The organism is Candidatus Zixiibacteriota bacterium, assembly GCA_034003725.1.
GTDB lineage: Bacteria > Zixibacteria > MSB-5A5 > GN15 > FEB-12 > WJMS01.
This window is the reverse complement of the sequence record JAVEYB010000001.1, coordinates 593,658-618,387: the sequence shown is the minus strand read 5'-3', so window position 1 is coordinate 618,387 and position 24,730 is coordinate 593,658. Positions and strand designations below refer to the sequence as shown.

The window sequence follows — 24,730 nt, the reverse complement described above, 5'->3', positions numbered from 1 at the left end:
CGCCTCCCGCTGGATTTCGGTTTCAGAAACTCGAACATCTCCTCACAATCCACACATTGCATGATTCGGTGCCCTTTCGGTCCTTTGCGGACCATCCGCACATTGGTGCTCTTGCAGCAGGGGCATACCCCCTTACCGGAGAACTTCTTGATAGTCATGACACTAATCCAGCACGATTCGATGTGAACGTTATCCTCATGACGTGCGCTCGGGGCGCACGGAATCCATTGTGCTTGTGTGAGTATCCACGATCGTTCCGTCCGTCATCGAGACCACCGGCGGAACGGGCTTGATGAAATGCTGGCGAAGGCTGTAGGTATACGCTCCCTGGGTCGGGATCAGCAGGATGTCGCCCGCCTGTATTCCTTCGCCGAAATAGCTGTACCCCCACAGATCATGGGGCGTACACAGCGACCCCATCACATAGCAGTCGTGCTCGGTCAGCGATGGCCGACTGAGATTGATTACGGGGAAATAGTCCAGTTCGAACCGGTCCCAGCCGATCGCGTTGGTGCCCCCGTCGGTGATCACCAGATCATCGAGCTTGCGGTCGGCCACCGTCACCAGCATATGCATTGCGTCGTGACACAGCCAGCGACCCGGTTCGGAGTAAATCGTACACGGAATATCTTTTAGTATCTGCGTCTTGAGCGCCTTTGCGATCGTCTGCGCGAATACGTCGATCGGAGCCGCCGGCCATCGGTAATGCTCGTGTCCCGGCCGTGCGTTCTCGATCACCGCGTGACGAAGCTTGCCCTCCGGGGTCGCGGCTTCCTGCATCCATTCTCCCCGCGGTGGCCAGAACCCGCCTCCGATATCGATGAACTCGATCATCGACCGCTGCTTTTTGTCCAGTTCGCGAAGCGCGGCACCCAGCTTGGCGACAAACAGGACCTGGTTGTCGGGTGACAGGTTCCAACTGACATGAAACTGCAAACCCCGGAGCTTCACGAACGAACAACGCGCCGCCCTCGACATGTACAGACGCAGCGTAGCGAGGGGAATCCCGAACTTGCGCCAGATGCCGTTGTCGTCAACTGTAATCCGTACCCCTGCCCGAATCTCACGGCCGGCGGCAGCCGCCACCGTTTCGAGCCGCTCCAACTCCGTAATGCTGTCCAGGAGAACGGTTACGCGATCGGCCCGCTTTACGGCCAACTCAAGCTCCGTCTGGCTCTTGGCCGGTCCGCTGAATACGATCTCTGTCGCCCCTGCAGCCACGGCCAGCTTGAGCTCCACACCGCTGGAGACGTCCAGCCCAAGACCCGCTCCGACCAGCACCTGTGCAACACGCGGATGGTTGTTGCTCTTGACGGCAAAGAATACGCGGGTGCCCGGAAGGACATTCTCGAACGCCTCCGTAAACTCGCCCGCCCGGCGCAGGAGCGCTTTTTCGTCCAACAGGTAAAGGGGGGAACCATGCCGGGCCGCCAGCCCGAGAAACTCGTCTTTTCGCCGGTGGAACGACTGCACGAACGACTCGAGCTCGTGCGTGTCAAGCCGGGGTGTCCGGTGTTCCGCGATCTCGCGCGCTTTTACGATAATGCCTGAGGAGTTGCCCATCTCGGCGCTTCCATGTCAACCCGAACCATCCCGATCAGCTCGTTCGCTTCCGCTTCGACCGCAGTCGTTGCCGACGGCGCGAAAATAACATGTCCCAAAATGCGCGAATCATAATCCTCGGGCGGCAAAACGACTTCGTGGCCCGGCCGGCGTTTGAGATACACCTCGAGCACCCGCGAATCGGCCATCGCCTGCCGCGAATCGATCTGCCGTACCATCCCGGCCTGATCGGCGATTATCCGCGCTCCCGCCAGACGGCGCCACCGCGACGGGGGAGGGAGAGCCGGATAAATCCCTTCGGCAAAATCAAGTGTCAGCCCCAGCATGTCAAGTCCGCCGGAAAGACGGATCAGCGGCGGCAAACAGTCGCCGCCCGGCCGTGGCGTCAGCTCCAGCATGACCGCCCGTCCGCCTCTCACAATGAAATCAATCATGCAGACCGCGCGGTCGATTCCCAGCGCCACGGCCGCTCGCCGGAATTGATCGGCCAGCGCCGAACGCTCGAGCCCCTCCGGAAGGTCCGACGGCACCACGTACGCAAGGGTCGTCCCCACCGGATGTCCGGCTGCAAATACTTTCCGGGCTATCCGAATGATATCGACTCGGTTTCCGTCGAGGACGAAATCACAACTGTACTCGTCGCCGGCGACGTATTCCTCCATTGCGATTCGTCCGACAGCGTCGCGCGGATACATTCGGGCATTTGAGTGATTCTTCAGGCGGACCGTCATGGTCGTAAAAGCAAGGGAGAGTTCGTCCCGGTTGCGGCAAACGAACACGAGCTCGCTGCCGCTTCCGGTGGTCGGCTTGAGGACCACCGGACCGCCGGTCTCCGCCATAAACGATACGGCATCGGAAAGCTCCTGGCCCGTCCGCACCGCCGGCGTCGGCAGTCCGCACCCGCGCCAGAGCTGCTTGGAACGACACTTGTCCCGGGCCGCCGCTATCGCGCCGGCGCCGGGGTAGGGAAGTTCGTACAGGTCGGCGAGGTACGCCGCGAGAGACATCGATTCGCAATCAAAACAGGCGATGCCGATCGGCTTGATGCGCCAGCGCATCAACTGCAGCCGCAGCGCCGAGCCGACCTCCTCGAAGTCGCTCAGGTCGCACAATACCTCGCTGGCGCTGTCGGGCGGTGACTCAACTGCCGCGGCGCGTTCCCGGTGATCGGTCACAAAAAGAGCCCGCCCCGGAAAACGCGTCGAAATTATATCGATATAGTCCGCCGTGGTACCTACCACGACGACACGCTTGTCCGACACCAATCGGCTCCTTTACGCGGTCGCCGATGCCGCCGTGCCGGCGTACGCCGCCGCGGCCGGATACGACACCGTCTCCGGAAGATTCGACATCAAATACAGCGGGCGCGGCGTCAGGTGAAACATCGTCTTCCACGAAAAATCACCGCATAGAAAATCAACCCGCTGCCGGCGTTCCTCGCAGGCTCGCGCCATGTGGTGCATGTTGATCAGCTTCGCCACCCCCGGGAACTCGGCCGACGTACCGCCGGCGAGGACCGTGTAGGTCCCGCGGTATACGCAGCCCATGTCGACCGCCGCAATGCGGTTCTCGATCAACACCGTGGTCATGCGAAGCCAGCCCTGCGCGTGGAGCCAGTGCATCAGGCTCCGGAAACTGCGCAGGAACCGGGGATCGTAGTAATACGACAAAGACCCGAACCGGCTCAGATTCTGGTGCACCATCACTTCGAAATCGTCGAGCACGTCGTAACGGAACTCCACGCCCCGCTCGTGAAACGACTCGATCTCCCGCTTGATGCGCTTGATCGACTTGCCGGAAAACTCCGCGTAGTACCGCTCCATGTCGTAGCCGTACTTCGGCGGCAGAAACTGGTAACCGATCTCGTCAACGATACTGCCGTTGGCCGATGACGTGCCGCTGAGCAGCAGATACCGGAGATGGTAACTGTCCGGCACCCGGGCCAACAGCTGCGCCAACACGCGCTCGTTGCGGGCGAATATGCGGTTCTGCTCCAGCCACGTCTTGCCCTCCCACGTCTCGCCCGGGAAGTAACCGTACGTGTGCTTGTCTTCGATCCATGATAGGGGCAGAAGCCCGCTGATTCCTTTCGCGTCCTCCGCTACCACGAAGTGCAGAGGACGCGAAAACTGGCGATGGAAGCAGTCACGCACCTCCCACAGGTCCGATACGAACTCGTCCGGCATGACCTGCTTCCATAACTGGCGACATGCGCCAGGCTCCGTTTCTACGTGAACTTTCGGCATCGTCGTTAGTACCTCAAATTCACGTTCGTGATAACACGCGAACCGCCAAAAAACGTCCGGGCGAATTCCTCCACCACGGCGGGATCGTACGGCTTGCAACTGAACACGTCGAGATACGTGGTGTTCGTGAGGTTCGCGAAATGCGCGGAAATCAGCGATGTTTCAATCAACTGAATCATCGAGAATCCGGCCACCTTCTCGTCCTCGCCGAAATGCACCACTGTCGTCTCACCATAACGCTTCATCTCGATAAGATCGCACAGCTCCTTCACGAACTGCTTGATCTTACCGGCGTCGCGAATGGTGTCAGGATCACAGTTGTAAATGTCGAAACTGGAGGCGATGCCCCAGACAGCCTGTTCGACCGCCTGTTCCTTGATTGAGAGTGTGTTCACTGTTCCCTCTAGGCTATTTTGTTCTTCCGATCGTGCGCTTCCCGGCGCCGTGGCGGTGTTGTTTGTTACCATGTTACCCGGCCCGGCTCGTCCTTCTCCGCCGCCGCCACCGACTCGTTGATAAATCGAGCCAGGCTCGCGACCAGCGCTCCCCGAAGCGACCGCAGCGTGTCGTCGACCGTATCGCTGTCGGTGGCTATCACCGCAAACGAATAGTAGCCGCTGACAAACCCCGCAACCGCACAGGCGATTCGACGAAGTTCCGTGCCGGCCAGACGACGCTTGATCACGCCGTCCAGCAACTCTTCTATCGACTCCAAATAGTTCATAAACGGCGTCTCGAGCCCCTGATAGCCTTCCTGAAGCGTCAGGTCCGCGCGACCCTGGAAATACAATACATAGTCCTCCCAGCGGTTCGCGAAAAACTCGATATGCACTCCTATCATCCTGTCAAGCAGCGCCGACAAATCATCTATGCCCGCACACCGCTTGTTCATCGCCTCGACCAGCCCCTCCAACATCGCCTTCATCATCACCCGGATCAGACCTTCCTTGCTCTTGAAATGGTAGTAGAAGGTCCCCTTGCCGACATCCGCACGCTGCGTGATATCGTCTATCGTGGTCAGGTCGAGACCGCGCTCGGCAAACACCGCCTTGGCCGCGTCTATCAACTTCTGACGTGTGACGCCGGTCCGCCGCTGCTGCCGTGTCCGTGCTTTATCTTTATCAGCCATACCCGGTTCTGCTGGCTGTCCTGTTACCGTCGCAATCATTTCCGACTCCTCAGTCATTTTCGACTATATCGTCAGAAACGACCAATCAGTCAAGAAGTTTCCGCAAATCTTGAGCTTCTGCAATGTTTTTTTTGAAATACCCCCGATGTCACGAATAATAGGATCGCTAACCAATTGACATACAATAGAATAGTCTTGCCCGAAAATTGAACACACCCCGAAGAGGATTGACAAAATCTGTCAATAAACAGAAGACTCCCGAAGCCTTTGACTTCGGGAGTCTGAAATCAACCGATCACGGACCGATTAGTCCCGCTTGGGCACCACAGGCTTAGGAGTCTCGTGCGACGGCTGCGGTGTGTGTGGAGACCGCCTCAACAACGAGTGCCCCGTCGCCAATCCAAACACCCATAGTCCGAGTGTGAGAGCGCCGATCGCAAACAGCGTGTCACCGGGCGCGCGCAGCCACTTGAATACCGTGAGTGTATCGGAATACAAAAACTCCGCCGTGCGTGCGAACCAGTAGCCGTGCTCCACCGATGCCCACGTTTGCAGGAATCCGATCGGCAGAAGACTCAACACGACCATCGCCAGCAACCCGATATTGATCGTCCAGAAAGAAAACTTCAAAATCGAGTCCTTCCATTCGCTGCGCACGTACAGCACGCGAAGGCAGAACAGCATCAGTCCCAGGCCCAGCATGCCGTACACGCCGAACAACGCCGTGTGTGCGTGCACCGGAGTCGTGTTCAGCCCCTGCATGTAGTACAACGCGATTGGCGGGTTGATCATGAACCCGAACAACCCCGCGCCGACCATGTTCCAGAATGCCACGGCCACGAAAAAGTAGATCGGCCACTTGTACCGCTGGACCCACGGCGTCGCTCGCGCGATCCGAATATTGTCCCACGCCTCGAATCCGATAATCGTCAGCGGCACGACCTCCAGCGCACTGAACACCGCGCCCAGCGCCATGACTACGGTAGGCGTTCCCGAGAAGTACAAATGATGCAGCGTACCGATAATTCCACCGGTGAGAAAGATGGTCGTGGAGAACAGAACCGATGAGTTCGCGGTGCTCAGCCGGATCAATTGCAGCCGCGCGAACAGAAACGCGATTACGACCGTCGCGAACACTTCGAAAAATCCCTCGACCCACAGATGCACCACCCACCACCGCCAGTACTCCGCCAACGCGAGATGCGTCGTCTTCCCGTACATGAACCCCGCCATGTAGAAGGCGCCGATCGCTACCGCGGAAATCAGAAACATCGTCATGAGCGGCTTCTGGAGTCCGCCCTGGCGGATCGCCGCCACGATGCAGCGGCCAACCAGATACAACCACAGCATCAACCCGATCAGCAAGCCCGTCTGCCAGACCCGGCCGAGATCGATATACTCGTATCCCTGGTGGCCGAACCAGAACCAATGATCGCCGGGCAAATAACCCTTCACGCTCAGCCACTCGCCGATCATCGAACCCAGCACCACCACCAGCAACGCACCAAACAGCACGTTCACGCCGAGCTTCTGGCCCTTCGGCTCAATACCGCTCACCGCCGGACCGATATACAGCCCCGCCGCCAGCCAGGCCGTCGCAATCCAGAAAATGCCGAGCTGCGTGTGCCACGTGCGCGTCACCGAGTACGGCAGCCACTCGGCAATCGGAATCCCGTAAAACCCGTGTCCCTCCACTCCGTAGTGCGCCGTAATCACCCCCATGATGATCTGCAGCATAAACAGCCCTGACACGATCCAGAAGTACTTGACCACCGCCTTCTGCGACGGCGTCACGACATAGTTCAGCAGCGGATCCGTCTCCGGCACTGTCTCCGCCACCGGCTCGTGCGCCCTCGATGCATGGTACCAGACCAGAAGCCCGATTCCTGCCAGCAGCATGATAATGCTGAACCCCGTCCAGATAATCGCATCCGAGGTCGGCCTGTTGTCCACCAGCGGCTCATGCGGCCAGTTGCTGGTGTAAGACATGTTGGTTTCACCCGGTCGATCGGTTGATGCCGCCCAGGAACTCCAGAAATAGAATGACACCAGCTGACGAATTCTGGCTTCGTCCGTCAACGTCCCTTTCGGAATCGAGTATTCCTCGTGACCGTTCATGAAAAGATCGGTGTAGTAGGCGACGTTGTGCTCGAACGCCCGCTGGCGTACCGCCTGCACCGTGATATCTCCGGTCTGCGATGAGTACGTGTTGGGGCGAATAGCCTGCTTCAGACGGGCCTGCAGCACGGCCTTCCGCTCTTCGGACTGTGATGCAAACCTTCCCCCGAATTCCGCGTTCGACCACTCGTCCAGTATGAACTCGCACTCCCGATGAAGGTAGTCAGCCGTCCAGTCCGGCGCCACATAACTGCCGTGCCCCCAGACCGAACCCAGCTGCATACCACCCATCGCGCGCCAGACCTGCTGACCCGCAACAACCTCTCCCGCCGGGATCACGACCGATCCGTCGGTGGTCACAACCCGTTCGGGAAGGGGAGGCTTCTCCTGATAAATCTTGATCCCGGACCAACCAAGCACACCAAATGAGAGTACCACGACAGCCCAGAATCCCAACCAGAGTTTGCGCATATTTGATGCTCCTCTCGATCACCGTGCTACACACACAGTCGATACGAGATTAAACGACTCCCGTTTAAGTCCTGTCAACCTTTCTTTGCGTGATGGCAGCCGCACGACCCGTGCGACTTCGCCTTATCGAGCGCCTCAGAGGAAACATCATACTTGCTGGCAAGCGACACCGCCAGTTCCAAATACCGCTCGTGGGTGCCCGCCCCCATGTGGTGATGCTCGACATGGTCGTACGCATTCATCAGCGAGCGTTCATCATCCTCCGTCAAAATCCGGGCGGCCAACGGAAACAGGATCTGGTCTTCCTTCATAATGTGGCTCCGGAGCATGGCCGAGTAGGCCCGCGCCGCCGCCGTGAACGCGTCGATTGCGTCAGGCTCGCCTTTCGATGCCTCCGCGATGCTGCCGGACATGGCGCTGATATACCGCCGCCCCTGGTCATGTTCCGCAAGCATAACCCCAACCGGACCGCCGTTCTGGGGCACACCCTTGGCTACCATCGCCGGGAAGAGGTGCTTTTCTTCTTTGCCGTGATGACACCCGTCGGCGAACGTCCGAAAGAAATCCACCGCCTGCTCAGCCGACTCCTGATCGAGCCGACCTGAATCAGCGGCCTGCTGTGCGATCCGATCAAGGCACTCCAGCACAACCTCAATCACCCGGTGCTCATCGGAGAGAATAGTCGTCGGTTGCATTGTATACTCCTTCATAGTTACAGTAGAATCGCATGTTATTGTCTTATTAATGACCAAATAAAAAATCAATCGTCCGTACCGCTGTCCCGGCCCGCCAGATCCGCTATCGTCGTCTCCCGCAAAAACCCCAGGTACTCCTCACGTACTCGCTTCCATCGATCATGTACCGCACATGGATCATGCTCGTTGCAGCGCCCGTTGCCAAGAAAACAGTTGCCCCACCGACTTACCTTGTCGATCGGCTCCACGACATCGAACAGCGAGATCTTCGCCGCCGGCCTCGCCAGCCGGAATCCGCCGCCGAACCCCTTCTGCGACTCAACCAGCCCTTCGCTTGCCAGCGCCTTCAACAGCTTTCCCAGGTAATTCTGGGGTGCGCCGATCTCCTTCGCAATAGCCGCCGAGCCCGCGTACTCCCGATCAGGGATCTTCGCGAGGACCGCCAGCGCCTTCGCTGCACTTATGCCGGTTTTCGAGATCATTTGTAATGCCTTATTCGCATGTCAATATACGATTACTCTATCGGACCGTCAAGCAATTTCTTGAGCACCTTACCATGGATTCCCGGGAACCCCAAGCCGTGACGTATGCTATTACTGTTCAGCAGCTTGCGGCCGTTCGTGGTGACCCCTCGCGGCCAGATCGTCCCCTGTAAAATGCGTCCGCCGTCTCAATCTTTGGCCGAGGGTGCCCAAATGGTCAACAACCTCAAACAAAAGGGACAGAAAAGCACCGGTCCGCCACCGCCGGATATGCCCTGCCGCTTGACATAGACCTCGTCCAGGTACCGTTCACAATACGGACACAATGGACTGAGGTCCTCTCGATCGCTAAACTTCATCGGTGTAACTGGCATAGCTATTCTCCGAGGAATCGAGTGACCTGATCGAAAAAGGTAGTGCGCCCCACGTGCGACCGCAATGCTCAATGACCGTCTTCGCGAAACCTGCGGAGCCGAAAACCGCTTGTCAGGCGGCACCATCAATCGTAGTTTCGTGACAGTCGACTGGTGACACCCCGACGGAGGAACTGCACGTACGTGACACACGTAACGCCGGAATCACGCCAACCCGCCCCCACCGAGGGCGATTCCTTTGTCCCATACATCTCCCCGCACGATGAGCCGCCGGAATTTACGATTCGGTCCATCGTCGCCGGCATCATATTCGGCATCCTGTTCGGTGCCGCCAACGCATATCTGGGCCTGCTTGCCGGATTGACCGTCTCCACGTCGATACCGGTTGCGGTTATGACGGTCGGCTTCTTCCGCCTTACCCGTGGGCTCTTCGGCTCGGTCTCGATACTGGAAACGAACATGGCACAGACGACCGGGTCGGCCAGTTCGTCGCTGGCGTCAGGCGTGATTTTCACGATTCCCGCCCTCTATCTGTGGGGATTGAACCCGTCTCTGTTTCAGTTGACCGGCCTGTCGATGCTTGGTGGTTTGCTCGGCGTCCTGTGCATGATTCCGCTGCGCCGCTTCCTGATAAAGAAGGAGCACGGCACCCTGCCGTATCCCGAGGGGACTGCGTGCGCCAAAGTGCTCATCGCCAGCGAATCGGGCGGTGGCCGCGCCGGCAACGTGTATCTCGGTTTGGGAATCGGCGTCCTCTATAAGCTCTGTATCGGCTTCCTGTTTCTGTGGAAGGACTCGGTCTATTTCACCCTCCCTCTTATTAAAAAAGCAGAAGTTGGCCTGAAAGCGACACCCGCTCTTCTGGCCGTCGGCTACATACTGGGGCCGCGCATCGCCACGATTATGGTGACCGGAAGTCTCGTTTCGTGGATAGTGCTCATCCCGCTCCTTGCGTACGCCGGCGAACCGCTGGTGGCGCCGCTCGTCCCGGAAACCGTCAAGACTATCAGCGCCATGTCCCCGTCGGAAATCTGGACCAGCTACATTCGCTACATTGGCGCCGGGGCGGTCGCATTCGGAGGCGTAATCACGATCATCCGGTCAATACCCACCATTATCGCCTCCTTCAAAATCGGGATCAACCAGGTGCAGGCGGGTCTTGGTGCGGGACCATCGACCGCCCGTCTCGAATCTGACCGCACCGACCGCGACCTCTCACTGAAGTGGGTCGGTATTGGGGCGCTCGTCATCGTCGGCGCGCTTGCCTTCATCCCGCACGTGCTGGGCATGGATGCCACCATGAAAATGCGCCTCGTGGCGGCGCCGTTGATTGCGGTGTTCGGATTCTTCTTTGTCACCGTGTCATCCCGGATCGTCGGACTGGTCGGCGTGTCCTCCAACCCGACGTCGGGAATGACTATCGTCACCCTGCTTGTCGTCAGCATGATTTTCGTCGCGCTCGGCTGGACCGATGCGATCGGCAAGGCGACCGTACTCACGGTCGGGACCGTGGTGGCCGTGGCGGCGTCAATCGCCGGGGATACCTCGCAGGACCTGAAAACGGGCTATCTGGTCGGCGCTACCCCCCGACGTCAACAGCTCGGCGAGATCATCGGCGCCGTGACCTCGGCCGCCGCCGTCTGTGCTGCGGTAATCATCCTCGCGAAGACGTACACCTTCGGATCGACCGAACTGCCCGCCCCTCAGGCGACCCTGATCAAAACCATCATCGAGGGTGTGCTCTCCTCGGGCATCCCGTGGGGTCTTGTCTTCATCGGGGTCGCCCTCGGCGTTATCATCGAACTGCTCGCCTTACCGTCGCTGCCGTTCGCCGTTGGGCTGTACCTGCCGGTATCGACCATGACCCCGATCTTTATCGGCGGCCTGATCCGCCGCTATGTCGATTACCGAAACCGTCATGACGCAAGCCGGCAGGAGGAATGTCGCGAACGTGGCATCCTCTTCAGTTCCGGTCTCATCGGCGGCGAGGGACTCATGGGCGTCGGCATCTCGCTCTGGGCGTTCTTTTTCGCGAAACCCGAAGGTATCGGCGTGAGTTGGGCCGAACCGTTTGGCAGCCTGACCTCACTTGCCGTGTTTGCAGTGCTTGGTTATCTCCTCTTCCGGCGAACGGGTGCGCGCTCGAAATGAGACCCTCCCTGAAGCCGGGGTGTCATGCTCTTTATAGGATGTACTCGCATGATGTGCTGTAATGTGTCTCGGTTGGGTCGTTGTTGGCTGACGGCCCTCATAATCATGGTGTCGACCCCGATTGTCTGGGCCGATGTGATGACGCCTGAATTGGTGGCGCAGCTTCGCGCCGTCTCGTCTGCGGCAGTGTCTCCCGACGGCAGCCTGATCGCTTACACGGTCGCGGTCCCTCGCAATCCGTTCGCCGAAGAAGACGGCAAATCATTCTTCCATCTCTACGTTGACGACCGCAGCGGCCTGTCCAGACCGTTTGTCACGGGTGATGCAACGGTTTCTACGCCGTCGTTCACACCCGACGGAACGGGTATCTGCTATCTTGCGAAGCGCGACGAAAACAAACACAAGGCGCTGTGGTATATCCCCGCGACCGGCGGTGAGTCCCGAGTATTGCTCGAGTTTTCTTCGGACATTACCGACTACGCATGGTCTCCCGACAATTGGGTGGTCGCCTTTCTTGCCAAAGACACCATCTCCGACCCGGTCAAGCGCTCCCGTGAGCGTGGCTTCGATCAGCAGGTTTTTGAAGAGGATTGGACCGCCGTCCGCCTCTGGCTCTACAACACCTCCGACAGTACGACGGCCCCAACAAGGGTCGAACTCAACGGCTCTGCCCACCAGCTGCTGTGGAGCCCCGATGGTCGCTTGCTTGCGACCACCGTTGCGCCCACCCCATCGATTGATGATCGTTACATGTCCCGCAAAATTACGCTGGTTGATGCCAGAGACGGATCAACTGTCCGGCAGTACGAAACCCCCGGCAAGCTTGGCCGGATGGCGTTCAGCCCCGATGGTTCGCATCTCGCATTCATCGCCGGCGCCGATATCAATGACCCGTCCGAAGGCGAGTTGTGGCTGGCGTCGGTTGATAACGATTCCATCACGAAGCTGATCGCAGACTTCACCGGCCACGTCTCCCAAGTAGCCTGGACAGATAACGGAACGCTTGTGTTCCTTTCAGACATCGGAGTAAACAGCGCTCTCGGGCATATCTCAATCGATGGGTCTTCAAAAACAACCACGTTGTTGGAGACCGGTCCGGTATTTACTTCTCTGGCCGTATCGGCCGACGGAACTGCCGGCGCACTGGTCGGCAATGCACCGACTCATCCGGGCGAGCTGTTTACGTTCGCTCCAAACGACTCTGTACCGTCGCCGAAACGAATTACCGTCACCAATCCGCAGCTCGACCGCATCGACTTTGGCCGACAGGAAGTGATCGAATACGAATCCCGCGACGGACTCGCACTGCAGGGGATCCTGGTCTATCCGCTCGGCTACGAGCAGGGGAGACGGTATCCGCTTATTCTGTGCGTGCACGGCGGACCCGAGTCCCACATTCGCAATGGCTGGATTACCAGCTACGCCTACCCGGGCCAGGTCGCGGCCGCACGAGGCCTCGCGACCTTCTATCCGAACTATCGGGGTTCAACCGGCCGGGGAATCGAGTTTTCGAAACTGGGCCAGGCCGACTACGCCGGCGGTGAGTTCAACGACCTCGTTGACGCCGTCGATCATCTCGTTACACTGGGTGTCGCGGATTCGGCCAGGATCGGCATTACCGGACGGTCATACGGCGGCTATGCCACCGCCTGGGCAGCCACCGCCCTCAGCGAACGATTCGCCTGCGGCGTCATGGGCGCCGGCGTCGCCGACCTGACCTCCAAGTTCGGCACCACCGACATCCCGATGGAGATGTACTACTCGCATGCCCGTACCTGGCCGTGGGACAACTGGCAGTTCTATCTCGAACGAAGTCCGATCTACCACGCCCACAACTCGCGCACCCCGTTGCTTATCCTCCACGGCGAAAACGATACCCGCGTGCATCCGAGCCAGTCGATGGAATTGTACCGGTATCTCAAGACTCACGGCAACGCCCCGGTTCGTCTCGTGGTGTATCAGGATGAACCGCACGGTACGGAAAAAGCAGCTGCGCGCTACGACTCGCACCTCCGCACGATGCGGTGGTTCGAGCACTACCTGCTCGGACCCGGCGGCCCGCCGCCCGATTTCGAGATCGATTACAGCGCCCTGCAACCGGCCGGAAACTGACCGGCCGTCGCTCTTCGGTCGTGCGCAATGACACATCGCGACTTCGCCATCGGCTCCTACTGCTCCTCCCGCTCCTGGGGAGGATTGGAAATGAACGTTCTGCGTTTCCTCCGATGGATGCGCTTCCGCGGCTGGGATACCGTGGTCTACGCCCACCCCGAATCACGGATGTACGCCCACGCCGATGAATTCGAAGTCAAAAAACGCGCCGTCAAATCCGAATTCAAATTCGGCGACGTCCTCAATGCCACACGCCTCGGAAATCTCATCAAAGAAGACAACGTCCGCATCCTCTCGCTCCACCAGAGCAAAGACATGTTCCTCGGCGTCCTCGCCAAACTCGTCACCCGAAAATACTTCAAGATCATCTACTCGCAGCACATGCATATCGGCGCCGACAAAAAGGACCCCTTCCATGCGTGGGAGTACGGGCACTTTGATGCCTGGATCACGCCCGTGCAATGGCTGGCCGACCGCGTTCTCGAAAAGACCATTGTCCCCCGTGAGAAAATCCACATCATACCGCGCGGTATCGAACTCGACCGCTTTCAGGAACTCAAGCCCGACAAGCACGAGTCACGGCTGCGGTTGAACCTGCCGCCCGATCCCTATATCGCCGGCGTGGTCGGCCGCCTCGACCGCAAAAAATGCCAGGACACCGCCATCAAGGCGCTCCGGAGACTGCACGCTGATGGACACCGGATACACCTGGCGCTGATCGGCGACAAAACGCACCGCGAAGAAACCGGCTATGCCGAGTACCTCGAAAAACTCGTCTCCGAACTCAACCTGAACGATTTCGTTCACTTCCGTCCCCACCAGAAGGAACCGGAGTACGCGTACGCCGCGCTCGATCAATTTGTGCTGCCGTCGGAGTCCGAGACCGCCGGCATGGTCGTGATCGAAGCGTTTGCGTCCGGCCTGCCCGTCACCGGCACGCGCGCCGGGGGGACAATTTCGCAGATAAAACACGAACGCAACGGCCTCTTGTACGAGCCGCACGATGATGCCGAGCTGGCCGCCTGCATGACCCGCTATATCACCGACCCGGCCTTCGCCCAATCAGTCGCGCGCGAAGCCCTCACCGACGCCCGCCTGACATACTCCCACACCGCCCAATGCGAAGGCTGGGAGCGGGTGATAGGGCAGTTGACGGGATAAGCGCCGTCAGTATACGGTGTCCTTGACAGAATGAAGTTGCAGACACCGTTTCTCACCCCTCCGCCGCCCTACACACACCCCGCGCCATTCCGCCAAAAACAAAGAAATGAAAGGGAGACGTCACCCACCAATAGAACAGCCCGCCCAGAACTTTCGAATAATATCACGCCGTCTGCACCAGGCGGCTGCCCGCCGACGACGGCTCCACGGCATACTCCGGCCCGGCCCGTCACCAGACTTTCATCTCCGCATGCAGAATCAGCTTTCTGCCTCGGCATCGCGCTGAATGTCTTCTGATACCGAAGCGGGATCACGCACGAGACAGCGGACGCTGTGCCCGCGCCCCCTCAGCTCATATCTACCACTGACAGCACAATGCTCGTGGGTCAACACGATAAACAGGTAGTTGCAGACAATCAGCGTGAGAGCTACGAGCACGGGGATCGGCGGGGGAAAGAAGACAAAAAGAAAGCCGCCCCGTATGTACGAGGCGGCTGTGTATCACTCCAATCCTAAAGCACTAACTTCCGCACGTCGGCACCGGTCCACCCTCAAACAGATAATTCACGAGGTAGATCAAATCCGACAAATCGACCTCACCCTCGCCGGTCGCGTCGGCTGCCCCCGGATAGGTCGGCGCCTCGCCTCCCGAAAACAGGTAGTTTACGAGGTAAATCAAATCCGCAAGGTCCGGACCGATCTGGTCGTTGTTGACGTCGCCGCAGATGTACGGCGGGTCGACCGTAAGCAACAACACCTGGAACGCCTGGCTCCCCGCTTCGTCACGGTACCGGACCATGAACTCGATCACACCGGTGTCGCCCGGAGTGCCCGACAAAAGGCCGTCCGTCGTCAACGAGAGCCCCGTCCCCACCAGATCGCTGTTGATATCGGCCCACGTCTTGACGCCCGTACCGCCCGTACCTTCGAGCTGCGATGAATACGCCGAGCCCTGCCGCGCGTTGTCCAGCGATGCCGTCACGATCGACACCATCGGATTGATCGTGACGCTCACGGGCTGCTGCGCGCTGCCGCCGCCGTTGTCGGATACCGCTGCGGTGAAGTTGATCACCTGCGCCGACACCGGCGTGCCGGTGACCGTACCGTTTGCATTCACCGTCAATCCCGTTCCGGCCAGATCGCCGTTGATATCGCTCCACGTTTTCACGCCGGTGCCGCCTGACACCGTCAGGCTCTGATTGTACGCCTGTCCGGCCGTCCACTCGGGAAGCGTCGTCGACGTAATCGTCATCGGCTGGTTGATCGTGAAGGAGTAGGCCTGCTCATCGGTCTGCGCCGACTCATCCGTCACCTCGGCCGTGAACGAAATCTCTCCCGCCGCGAGCGGTGTGCCGCTGAGAAGCCCCGTCGAAGACAAACTCAGCCCCGTGCCGGACAGGTCGCCGAATTTGTCGCTCCATGTGTGCGACCCCGTGCCGCCCGTCGACTGAAGCTGCTCTTCCATGTAGCCGCCCTCGGTCCAGTCGGGAATCGATGTCGTAACGATCGACGGAGTCGCAAGGTCACACTCGTAAATAGTGACACTGAACGCATCAACCGCCGCTTCGATCACCGAGCCGCTGTTCAGATCGCCGGCATCGAATCGCACTTTCATCGTCGCCGTAGGCGTGACGAACTCGCTCGCGAAAAACGAATGGACATTCCAGCCGCCGCCGGCCTGCACCGACGGACCGATCGACTCTACCAGCGTCCAGTTCGTCCCGTTGTCGTTGGAGATATACACGTACATCAAATCGTTGTTGGGGTCGGCTCCGAAATTATTGGAGTACCAGCGCGCATAACTGATTCGGCCGTCGCCTGCCGACAGGTCAATCGTCGGCGAATACAACCGCGTCGTGCCGCCGTCGACATCCGTGTCTCCGTCGCCGGGACCGGTCAGGTAGCAGGCGCCGGATCCATCGTAGTCAGTCGGCGGATCACCGCGATCGCCGCCGCCGTTCGGGACCGCGCGTCCCCACTGGCCGCCACTCGCGTCGCCTGCGACTGTCCAGCCGAGATCGGTCTGGAAGTTGTCGGCGAACGTAACCGTCTCGGACAACGCTACAATCGCCTGTGCCGGTGCACTCGGGTCCGGGTCGTAGTACGTGCCCGAGGTCGTCTCCTGCGCGCTCACATAGTACGCAATCAAGCTGTTACACGCCGCCGAGGGGAGAGTGGCCTCGTACTGCGTGGAAGAAATCTCCGTCATCGGCACCGCCGTGAACGGTGCGCCGTCGATTGAATAGTGAAGCTGCCCGCTGCCCGGAACCGGCGTCCCGCCCAGCAGGCTGCCGATCGTGACGTCAAACGTCGTCGGCTCGCCCGGCGGGACGATCGACGGCAACCCGGCCGGATACTGGAAATAGATCTCCGGACCCGGAACGTCGACATTCACCGCTTCCCACGCGTTGGCTACCGACTGCGCCCAGTCACCTGTGGGATCGAGATCGTTGGCCGCCGTTATCGTCGCCAGCGCCGCCTCATGATACGTCGTGGTCGACGTCCAGTAGAAAGCGTTGGCGCGGTAGGCCACGAGGATGGCATTCTGGGGGCCGATTCCTGTTACCGACTGGCCGTTGTGCACGCCCCCGTCGGATAGCAGGTAATACCACTTGTTGCCCACGCCCGAATTCGTGTGCACTCCGCAGTAGTCGTTCAGCCAGCTGGGCGAACAGTTCACCACGTCCACCCAATATGGGTCGCCTGTGCCGTACGTGTCGGGGTCGCCGGCCGCATGCGGATTCGCCATGTCGCGGAAACCCGCCCCGGTCGTCCGCCCGTTCTCGCCCATCAGCCAGTCGGGAACGTCCATGGAATCATGCGCAAATTCGAACGCCGCCCCGATCATGTCCGAAAACGACTCGTTCAGCGCCCCAGCCTCCTTCTCGTACACGAGGTCCGAACAATACTCGGTCACCGCGTGACCCCACTCGTGTGCGATCACATCCGGACAACCCGCCAGCGACCGCCACCCCGAACTCCAGCTCCAGACCACGATTCGGCTGCCGTCCCAGTACGCGTTGTCGTCGCCGTCGCCCGAGTAGTTCACGATCGTCAGCATCGATGCTCCGGCGCCGTTGTACCCGTTCCGTCCGAAATGGCTCAGCAGATAATCGTACACCAGCGACGTGTACACATGTCCGCTCACGGCCGGAGACTGAGTGTTGGGATCGTTCCAGAAATTGTCCGCATCGGTCGCCAGCGTGCCCGGCAACGACGAGCCCGCAACGTTGGTCTGGATATAGCCCGATGGCGGCATCTGCCCGCCGTGACCGTGAATGTCGTTGTTGGCCCGGCGCGTGTAATCAAGCATGCGGTACGTCGAACCGTCGAAATCCGTATCGACATGTATCAGCGTGTCGCCCATCACACCGACCCCGGTCCCGATAGCCGCCGTCTCTTCCGCATCCATGATGCGGTTCGCTTTGTAGACCACCTCTCCGGTCGTGGCGTCAACGAAATACTCCCAGCGACCCATCGGCGTATCCGACATCAAAAACATCCGCCAGGCCAGGTAGGTCGAACCTTCCCACGGGAACACGACCAGCTCCGGCGTGTCCGGGGAAGCCTCGCCGAAAAAGCTCTTCAGATCGGTCCTGGCGATTTCCGTCGCCTCTGCCACCGAGTACTTCGTGGTAACGTCGAGATCGATGTCAGGTACGTAATTCCCGTTGACCGTGCGAAGTGTGCCGCGCGCGTCAAAATGTGTAATCAAGTCTCCGCCGATCACGCGCAGACCGAGATGCTGTTGTGTGAATCGCACGTGGCTCATGCCGAGATCATCGCGGTCGATCCGCTTCAGCACGAGTTCGTCCGCCGGATTGGCCATCCGGTAAGCCCCTCTGTGCTCCTCGAAGAACTGCATCGACGCGGCAACCTGATCGGCGGCTTTCACCGGGGAAGACAGGGTTCCTTCAACATACGAGGGTACTCCGTTCCCGTTGTCACGATACGTGGTGACGGCACTGGAGGACCGAAGACCGTTCGGGCCGACATAGCCGTCCGCGTCTTTCTGCGCTGCAGCTGTCGTGGCTACCAGCACGGAAAGTGCCCAGAGACGTAGCAGATGTTTCATTGTTGCTCCTGACTAACCGACGCACATTTTCTGTGGATCGCTGGCATGTGGGTACCGAGCGACGTCCGACATAGGTTGGTAACTAAACGCATGATAAGGATTTGGACGGAATTGTCAAGAATTGAATCGGCTCGCTATTGTGGAGACAGACTGTCGTTTTTGTCCGCTCACCGACATTTGGTCTCGGATGACCGGGCCCTCAATCCACCGCCCACTTTTCTCCAGTGGGATGAAGCTGCACCTTGCCCGACCTTACCTTTCAACCTATCTTCCCTGCATTCAGACGGTTACTGAACAGCGTGTCGCGCCCTCCGCGCGGCCTCGCACCGTGAAAGGGGAATCCTGCCATGCATCTCTCTTCGCGATTGCTGATCACGGCATCCGCCGTTGCCCTGAGTGTGCTCGTCGCGCCCGAACTCACCGCCGGACTGCACCCCTCGTACTCCGAGAAGGCCATCATCGATACGGTCCCCTTTTACGACACCGAGTCGTACGATCCGGCCATTCCGAACCCAAACGACTACCTCCAACATCCGGTCGGTCAGTGGCCCAACCACTACCACGAGATCGTCGCGTATGCTCGGCTGCTGGCCGAAAAATCAGACCGGGTCATGATCGACTCATACGGCTCGACCCACGAGGGCCGGGAGCTGATCTACCTGATTATCTCCACGCCCGAAAACCTTGCCCGGCTCGAGCAATACCGTGACGCCATGAGCACGGTGGCTGACCCCGCTGCGCTCTCGTCGTCGGCCGAACTCGACCGGCTGATTGCCGACCTCCCGGCGTTCGCCTGGATGGCCTACAGCATCCACGGAGATGAGGTCTCGGGAACCGATGCTGCTACGCGCCTGATCTGGCATCTCGCCGCCGCAACCGACTCGGCGACCATGCACCTGCTGCAAAACGTCATCGTCCTCGTCGATCCCAGCGAGAACCCCGACGGGCGGGAGCGCTACCTCTCCATGCTCCAGACCTACAAAAGCCACACGCCCAACTACGACCCCGGCGCCATGCAGCACTCCGGCGTCTGGCCCTGGGGTAGGACCAACCACTACTGGTTCGACCTCAACCGCGACTGGATCCTCTTGACCCAGCCCGAAACCAAGGGTCGTGTCGAAACCATCCTGAAGTACTTTCCCGTGCTCGTGGTTGACGGTCACGAAATGGGATCCAGCGACAATTTCCTCTTTTCGCCCCCCCGCCAGCCGATCAACTACAACACTCCCGAAAACGTGTTGAAGTGGTACCAAATCTACGGCAGGGAACAGGCACAGGCTCTCGACCTACACGGATGGCCCTACTACACCGGCGAATGGAACGAGCAATGGTACATCGGGTACGGCTCCTCGTGGCCGACTCTGTTCGGTTCAGTCGGCATCCTCTATGAACAGGCGGGTGTCGACGGCAATATGGTCAGGCAGCCCGGCGATTACATCCTGACCTACCACGAAGCCGTCAATCACCAGTTCACGTCGTCGATCGCCAACCTCCGAACGACCGCCAACCATCGAGTCGAGTTGCTTCGCGACTATCACAACGCTCGAAAAGCAATCGTGATGACCGGCCGGCAGAGCGGCCTGACCTTTCTGTTTCCGCCCGGCAGCGATCACGTAAAGCTCAACCGGTTCGTCCGTTCGCTGATGCAGCAGGGCATCGACGTGAGTCGGACGACTGCGTCGTTCACCCTGCCCTCGGCGCGCAACACCTACGGTGAGACCGTCAGATCGAGAACCCTCCCGGCCGGGACCTTTGTCGTCAGCACCGCCCAGCCGCACGGCGCGCTGGCCAAGGCCATCTGCGAGTTTGACCTGCGGCTCAATCAGCAATTCCTCGAGGACGAACGACGCGAACTCGAAAAACACGGAGACACTCGCATGTATGAAGTCTCCGCGTGGTGTGTCCCGATGGCTTACGGCCTCGAAGCCTACGAAACTACGTCGGCGCCGTCCGTGTCCATGGAACCTGTGACCGATCTCGCCGACCCGACCGGGCGGCTCGTCAACCCCGATGCCACCTACGGCTTCCTGATTGACATGGAAGGCGAGCAGACCTACCGCATCCTCAACCGGCTGTTCGCGAAAGAACTCATCGTCTACGCGTCCGAAAAGCCGCTCACGATCGAGGGTCGCGAATACGCCGCCGGCACGCTGCTGCTGAGGCAGCGCGGCAATCCCGACAACCTCGCCGACCTGCTCGGCGCCCTTGCCGAAGAAATCGGCGTGAACGTCTACGGCGTCAGCACCGGCTATGCCTCACAGGGCTCGCATCTCGGAGCGCCGACCTTCCAGTTGCTCGCCCAACCGCGTATCGCGCTGGTCGCCGGATCGCCGATCGACTACACTGATGCCGGCTCGCTCTGGTTCACCATCGACAAGGAACTCGAAATCCCGCACTCCCTGATCAATATGCAGCAGCTCACCTGGACCGACCTCTCGCCGTACAACGTGTTGGTGATCCCCGACGCCTGGGGCAGCAGCCTCGAACAGCAGCTCGGTCGATACGGAGCGTCGATGCTGTCCGACTGGGTTTCCGATGGCGGTACACTGATCCTGATGGGCTCATCGGCTGCCTGGGCGGCCGACACCGCCACCGGTCTGTCGTCGGTGCGACTTCGTCGCCAGGTGCTCGACCAGCTCGACAGCTACGCGCAGGCGCTGAAGCGAGAGCTCAGCGCCGAGTCGCCGGCGATTGACACCCTCGCGCTCTGGTACCCCGAAAAAGCTCCCGCCGAGAACGCCGCTGCCGAACAGACTCCGGGCGGCGGACCCGGCAACAGCGCGGAGGAACTCGACGAGTGGAACCGGCGTTTCCACCCGCGCGGCGTTATCATGCGCGCCGATGTGGATACCGAACACTGGCTCGCCTATGGCATGAGCGATCGCGTCCCCGTCATGGTGTATACCGATCGCGCCTTCCTCTCGAAAGACCCGGTAACCACCGTGGCGCGCTTCGCTCCCGACGGCAACCGGCTTCGGATGTCGGGCCTGCTGTGGCCCGAAGCGCGCGAGCGATGGGCCGGAACGGCCTACCTGACCCGCGAACGCAAGGGCAAGGGACAGGTAATCATGTTTGCGGCCGCACCATACACCCGCGCGTACTTCTACGGAACGCGGCAAATGTTTGTTAACGCCCTGCTCTACGGGCCGGGGTATACGAGCAGTCTCTCCCCCTACGGCGAATGATCGTCTCGACCAACCGCAAACGGTCAGGCAGTGTGAAACCGCCTGACCGTTTCTTTGTGATGATGGAATGTGCAGCACACAGAGGACGGATACCGGGTCCGCCCCTGTGCGGCCTTGGCTGCGTCAGGCGGCGCCGGCCCGCGACGCCGCCTGCTCGCGGTAATACTCGTTGCTGTACCCGCTCACGGGCTTGAGCTGATCGAGCCAGTACGCATTGTCGTCGCGCTCGCAGACGATCAGGCGCTGTTCGTCCCGGGCGTACTTGGCCCGATGAAACTTCAGGTAGATTCGTTTGTGGTCGACTCCGATAATCTCCACCTTGCCCGCCTCATGCGACATGCAGTATTTCGTTCGCTTGGCCAGCCCCGAACACTTCTTCTTCGCCTCTTCGATCTTGAAATACGCTTCGACAATCGGCACCTCGAACGGCTCGTTGCCCTCGGTCGGTCGCCCCTGGAACACGTAATACTGCGGCACGCCGATATACGACAGCCTGTTCCACAACTCCGCCATGACGTCGGGATCGTCCGAGATGCCCCGGATGATCGGGTTCTGGTTGACACAAATCGCCCCGGCGTCCTGGATCATCCGAAGACCTTCGATACTTTCCTCGGTCAACTCACGGGGGTGGTCGAAATGACACATGAAATACACGCGGCGGTCGTTGTGCGAGTGCGCGCGTATCAGCTCCATCAACTCGGGATCGTTGATGAACCGGAACGGATTAAACGCCGGCATCTTGGTGCCGATCCGAATGATTTTGACATGTTCGATCGCGCGAAGCTGTTCGAATATCGCCGCCAGCTTCGGCGTCTGCAGAATCATCGGATCCCCCCCCGTCAACAGGACATTGGAGACTTCGGGGTGCGCGCGAATATAGTCCAGCCCCGGCGTGATATCGTAATTGACCTCGTCGTTGTCGTTCATGAACAGCCGCTTGCGGAAGCAGTACCGGCAGTACGCTCCGCAGGCTTCGTTGACCAACAGCAGCACGGTCGTGCCGTACTTGTGCTGCGCCCCGCGGGCCACTGTAATCGAGGCTTCGTTCGAGGTGTCGAGCTGTCCCCAGTCGTTGAGCTCGCGCTCCTGCGGTATCACCAGCCGGCGGATCGGATCCTGCGGATCGTCCCAGTCGATCAACGAGAGGTAGTAGTCGTTGGCGCGAAACGCGAATCGCTTCGCGACCGCCTTCAGGCGCTTCTTTTCCGTATCCGACAGCTGTTCGATGCGGTCGATATTGAGGATGTATTTGGCGCGCCGACGCGTGTTGGTCGCCGTGGCGGTACCGGGTACTGCCATGAGAACCTCCTTTCATCGTGCCGTGAGAGAACTGGACATCTCCGGTGAGTCGCCAGGTGATGCGATTCCAGCGCCCCGGATCGCGATCCGGGTGTCTCGGGCGGTTTGGCGGGCTGTTCTACCGGGGGAGCTCGTTCCAAGCCGGGCGGCTGTCGCCCCGCGGTGATGCTGAACAGCGCGGTCTGTACTCTCATACGTTATACGCACCGATCGCGGCATTCGCAAGAATTAATCACAAAAATGGACCCAATTTGAACACAATCGTCCCGCCGATCGCCCGTCTTCCGGCGTATCAGCCTGTCCGACAGACGACTATGATCCACCCGCCGACAGTGCGCCCGGCCGATTTTTCCCGCCTTTACAGAATGCGCCGAAGGCTCTATACTGCGTGCTGTCGACGGAGATGACAGTATGCGCGCCATGATCCTCGAAAAAGTACGGACCCCGTTGAAAGCGGTAGACCTCCCCGTTCCCGATCCCGGACCGGGTCAGGTCCGCCTCAAAGTTTCCGTCTGCGGTCTCTGCCGGACCGATCTGCACGTCGTCGACGGCGATCTCACGGAACCGTCGCTGCCGATCATCCCCGGCCACCAGATCGTGGGCACGGTTGATGCTGTGGGACACAAAGCCACGGCCTTTGCACCCGGCGATCGGGTCGGCGTCCCGTGGCTCGGTTACAGTTGCGGCGAATGCCACTACTGCCGCCACGATCAGGAGAACCTCTGCGACAATGCCCGCTATACCGGCTACCAGATCAACGGCGGATTCGCCGAGTATTGCGTCGCCGACGAACGCTTCTGTTTTCCCATATCGCGCGACTACCCGGACCTGCAGGCCGCGCCGCTTCTGTGCGCCGGATTGATCGGCTACCGGTCGCTTCGGATGGCGGGCGATGCGCGTACGGTCGGCTTTTACGGTTTTGGCGCCGCCGCGCACATTCTCATTCAGGTGGCGCGCTACCAGGGGCGGCAGGTGCATGCGTTCACCCGGCGGGGCGACACCGAGGGCCAGGCCTTTGCGCTCGCGCTGGGCGCTGTCCGGGCCGGGGCCTCGGAGGACCCGCCGGCGGAGCCGCTCGACGCCGCCATTATCTTTGCACCGGTCGGCGAACTCGTGCCGATCGCGCTCAAAGCCGTGCGCAAGGGAGGACGGGTCGTGTGCGCCGGTATCCACATGAGCGATATCCCCTCGTTTCCCTATGCCACTCTCTGGGAGGAACGCTCGATCGTGTCGGTCGCCAATCTCACGCGCCGCGATGGTGAAGAGTTTCTGGCGCTCGCTCCCAGGGTGCCGGTGAAGACCGAGGTCCACCCGTATCCGCTGGAGCGGGCCAACGATGCGCTCGATGACCTTCGGCACGGACGTTTCACCGGCGCCGCCGTGATCGTAATCGACGAGTCCGCGATGTAAGGCTGTGTCGTGTCGCCGTGACTTTAGTCACGGTGCGCACGCTCCACATACGACGAGTCCGGCCAACCGTGACTGAAGTCACGGCCACGAGCGACTACGACGACCGTGCGCGGCCTACGTCCCCGTGCGCCACGGAACCCGGCGACGACACGCCGCAGGCGTGTCACTCCCGCGCAGGCGGGAGTCTATCTATGATTTGTGCGTGGCGTGCATCCCCGTGCGTCACGGAACCCAGCGACGACACGCTGCAGGCGTGTCA

The 24,730-nt window shown here is 60.2% G+C and carries 14 protein-coding genes and 1 pseudogene; 5 read left to right on the top strand and 10 right to left on the bottom strand.

Translation table 11 applies throughout. From position 1 onward, the window contains the following. Nucleotides 1-195: 195 nt before the first annotated feature. The 8 genes and pseudogenes from RBT76_02640 to RBT76_02605 all read right to left on the bottom strand — a co-directional run bounded on the left by RBT76_02640 (nucleotide 196) and on the right by RBT76_02605 (nucleotide 8,704). Nucleotides 196-1,563: an alanine racemase gene (locus tag RBT76_02640; GenBank protein MDX9856667.1), complete on the bottom strand. Its 1,368-nt coding sequence runs from the start codon at nucleotides 1,561-1,563 to the stop codon at nucleotides 196-198. Continuing rightward, on the bottom strand, nucleotides 1,536-2,825 hold the full coding sequence (locus tag RBT76_02635; GenBank protein MDX9856666.1) for an ATP-grasp domain-containing protein: 1,290 nt from the start codon (nucleotides 2,823-2,825) through the stop codon (nucleotides 1,536-1,538). The genes RBT76_02640 and RBT76_02635 overlap by 28 nt, the downstream gene beginning before the upstream one ends. A gap of 12 nt (nucleotides 2,826-2,837) precedes the next feature. After that, nucleotides 2,838-3,749: a GNAT family N-acetyltransferase gene (locus tag RBT76_02630; protein MDX9856665.1), complete on the bottom strand. Its 912-nt coding sequence runs from the start codon at nucleotides 3,747-3,749 to the stop codon at nucleotides 2,838-2,840. Nucleotides 3,750-3,814: 65 nt separating this feature from the next. Further along, nucleotides 3,815-4,159: pseudogene (locus RBT76_02625) on the bottom strand (S-adenosylmethionine decarboxylase). A 110-nt stretch (nucleotides 4,160-4,269) separates the two neighbouring features. Continuing rightward, the gene (locus RBT76_02620) at nucleotides 4,270-4,938 is read right to left on the bottom strand and encodes a TetR/AcrR family transcriptional regulator (protein ID MDX9856664.1); all 669 of its coding nucleotides are present in this window, start codon (nucleotides 4,936-4,938) and stop codon (nucleotides 4,270-4,272) included. Nucleotides 4,939-5,244: 306 nt separating this feature from the next. Next, nucleotides 5,245-7,527, bottom strand: a complete 2,283-nt coding sequence (locus RBT76_02615) for a nitric-oxide reductase large subunit (GenBank protein ID MDX9856663.1) — start codon at nucleotides 7,525-7,527, stop codon at nucleotides 5,245-5,247. A gap of 74 nt (nucleotides 7,528-7,601) precedes the next feature. Then, nucleotides 7,602-8,222: a hemerythrin domain-containing protein gene (locus RBT76_02610; protein ID MDX9856662.1), complete on the bottom strand. Its 621-nt coding sequence runs from the start codon at nucleotides 8,220-8,222 to the stop codon at nucleotides 7,602-7,604. 65 nt (nucleotides 8,223-8,287) lie between these two features. Then, entirely contained in the window at nucleotides 8,288-8,704 is a 417-nt protein-coding gene (locus RBT76_02605; GenBank protein ID MDX9856661.1) for an Rrf2 family transcriptional regulator, read from the bottom strand. Between the two features lie 557 nt (nucleotides 8,705-9,261). On the opposite strand from RBT76_02605, the gene RBT76_02600 reads away from it, so the two are divergent. From RBT76_02600 to RBT76_02590, 3 genes are read left to right on the top strand one after another with little or no spacing between them, the layout of a single operon-like run. After that, entirely contained in the window at nucleotides 9,262-11,229 is a 1,968-nt protein-coding gene (locus RBT76_02600) for an oligopeptide transporter, OPT family (GenBank protein MDX9856660.1), read from the top strand. Between the two features lie 48 nt (nucleotides 11,230-11,277). Further along, nucleotides 11,278-13,341 carry a S9 family peptidase gene (locus tag RBT76_02595; protein MDX9856659.1) on the top strand — a complete coding sequence of 688 codons (2,064 nt, stop codon included), beginning with the start codon at nucleotides 11,278-11,280 and terminating at the stop codon, nucleotides 13,339-13,341. 27 nt (nucleotides 13,342-13,368) lie between these two features. Beyond that, complete coding sequence (locus RBT76_02590; protein ID MDX9856658.1) at nucleotides 13,369-14,502, top strand: glycosyltransferase family 4 protein; 1,134 nt, start codon at nucleotides 13,369-13,371, stop codon at nucleotides 14,500-14,502. Between the two features lie 520 nt (nucleotides 14,503-15,022). On the opposite strand, the gene RBT76_02585 is transcribed toward RBT76_02590, so the two are convergent. Beyond that, nucleotides 15,023-18,577, bottom strand: coding sequence for a M4 family metallopeptidase (locus RBT76_02585; protein MDX9856657.1), 3,555 nt, complete (start codon nucleotides 18,575-18,577; stop codon nucleotides 15,023-15,025). Nucleotides 18,578-18,924: 347 nt separating this feature from the next. Here RBT76_02585 and RBT76_02580 point away from each other — a divergent pair, with 347 nt between their 5' ends. Then, nucleotides 18,925-21,762 (top strand): M14 family zinc carboxypeptidase, encoded by a 2,838-nt coding sequence (locus RBT76_02580; GenBank protein MDX9856656.1) that lies wholly within the window; start codon nucleotides 18,925-18,927, stop codon nucleotides 21,760-21,762. A 123-nt stretch (nucleotides 21,763-21,885) separates the two neighbouring features. On the opposite strand, the gene RBT76_02575 is transcribed toward RBT76_02580, so the two are convergent. Beyond that, nucleotides 21,886-23,061: a KamA family radical SAM protein gene (locus RBT76_02575; protein ID MDX9856655.1), complete on the bottom strand. Its 1,176-nt coding sequence runs from the start codon at nucleotides 23,059-23,061 to the stop codon at nucleotides 21,886-21,888. A gap of 411 nt (nucleotides 23,062-23,472) precedes the next feature. Between RBT76_02575 and RBT76_02570 the strand changes: the two genes are divergently transcribed. Further along, nucleotides 23,473-24,471 (top strand): zinc-dependent alcohol dehydrogenase family protein, encoded by a 999-nt coding sequence (locus RBT76_02570; GenBank protein ID MDX9856654.1) that lies wholly within the window; start codon nucleotides 23,473-23,475, stop codon nucleotides 24,469-24,471. The last annotated feature ends 259 nt before the right edge of the window (nucleotides 24,472-24,730 follow it).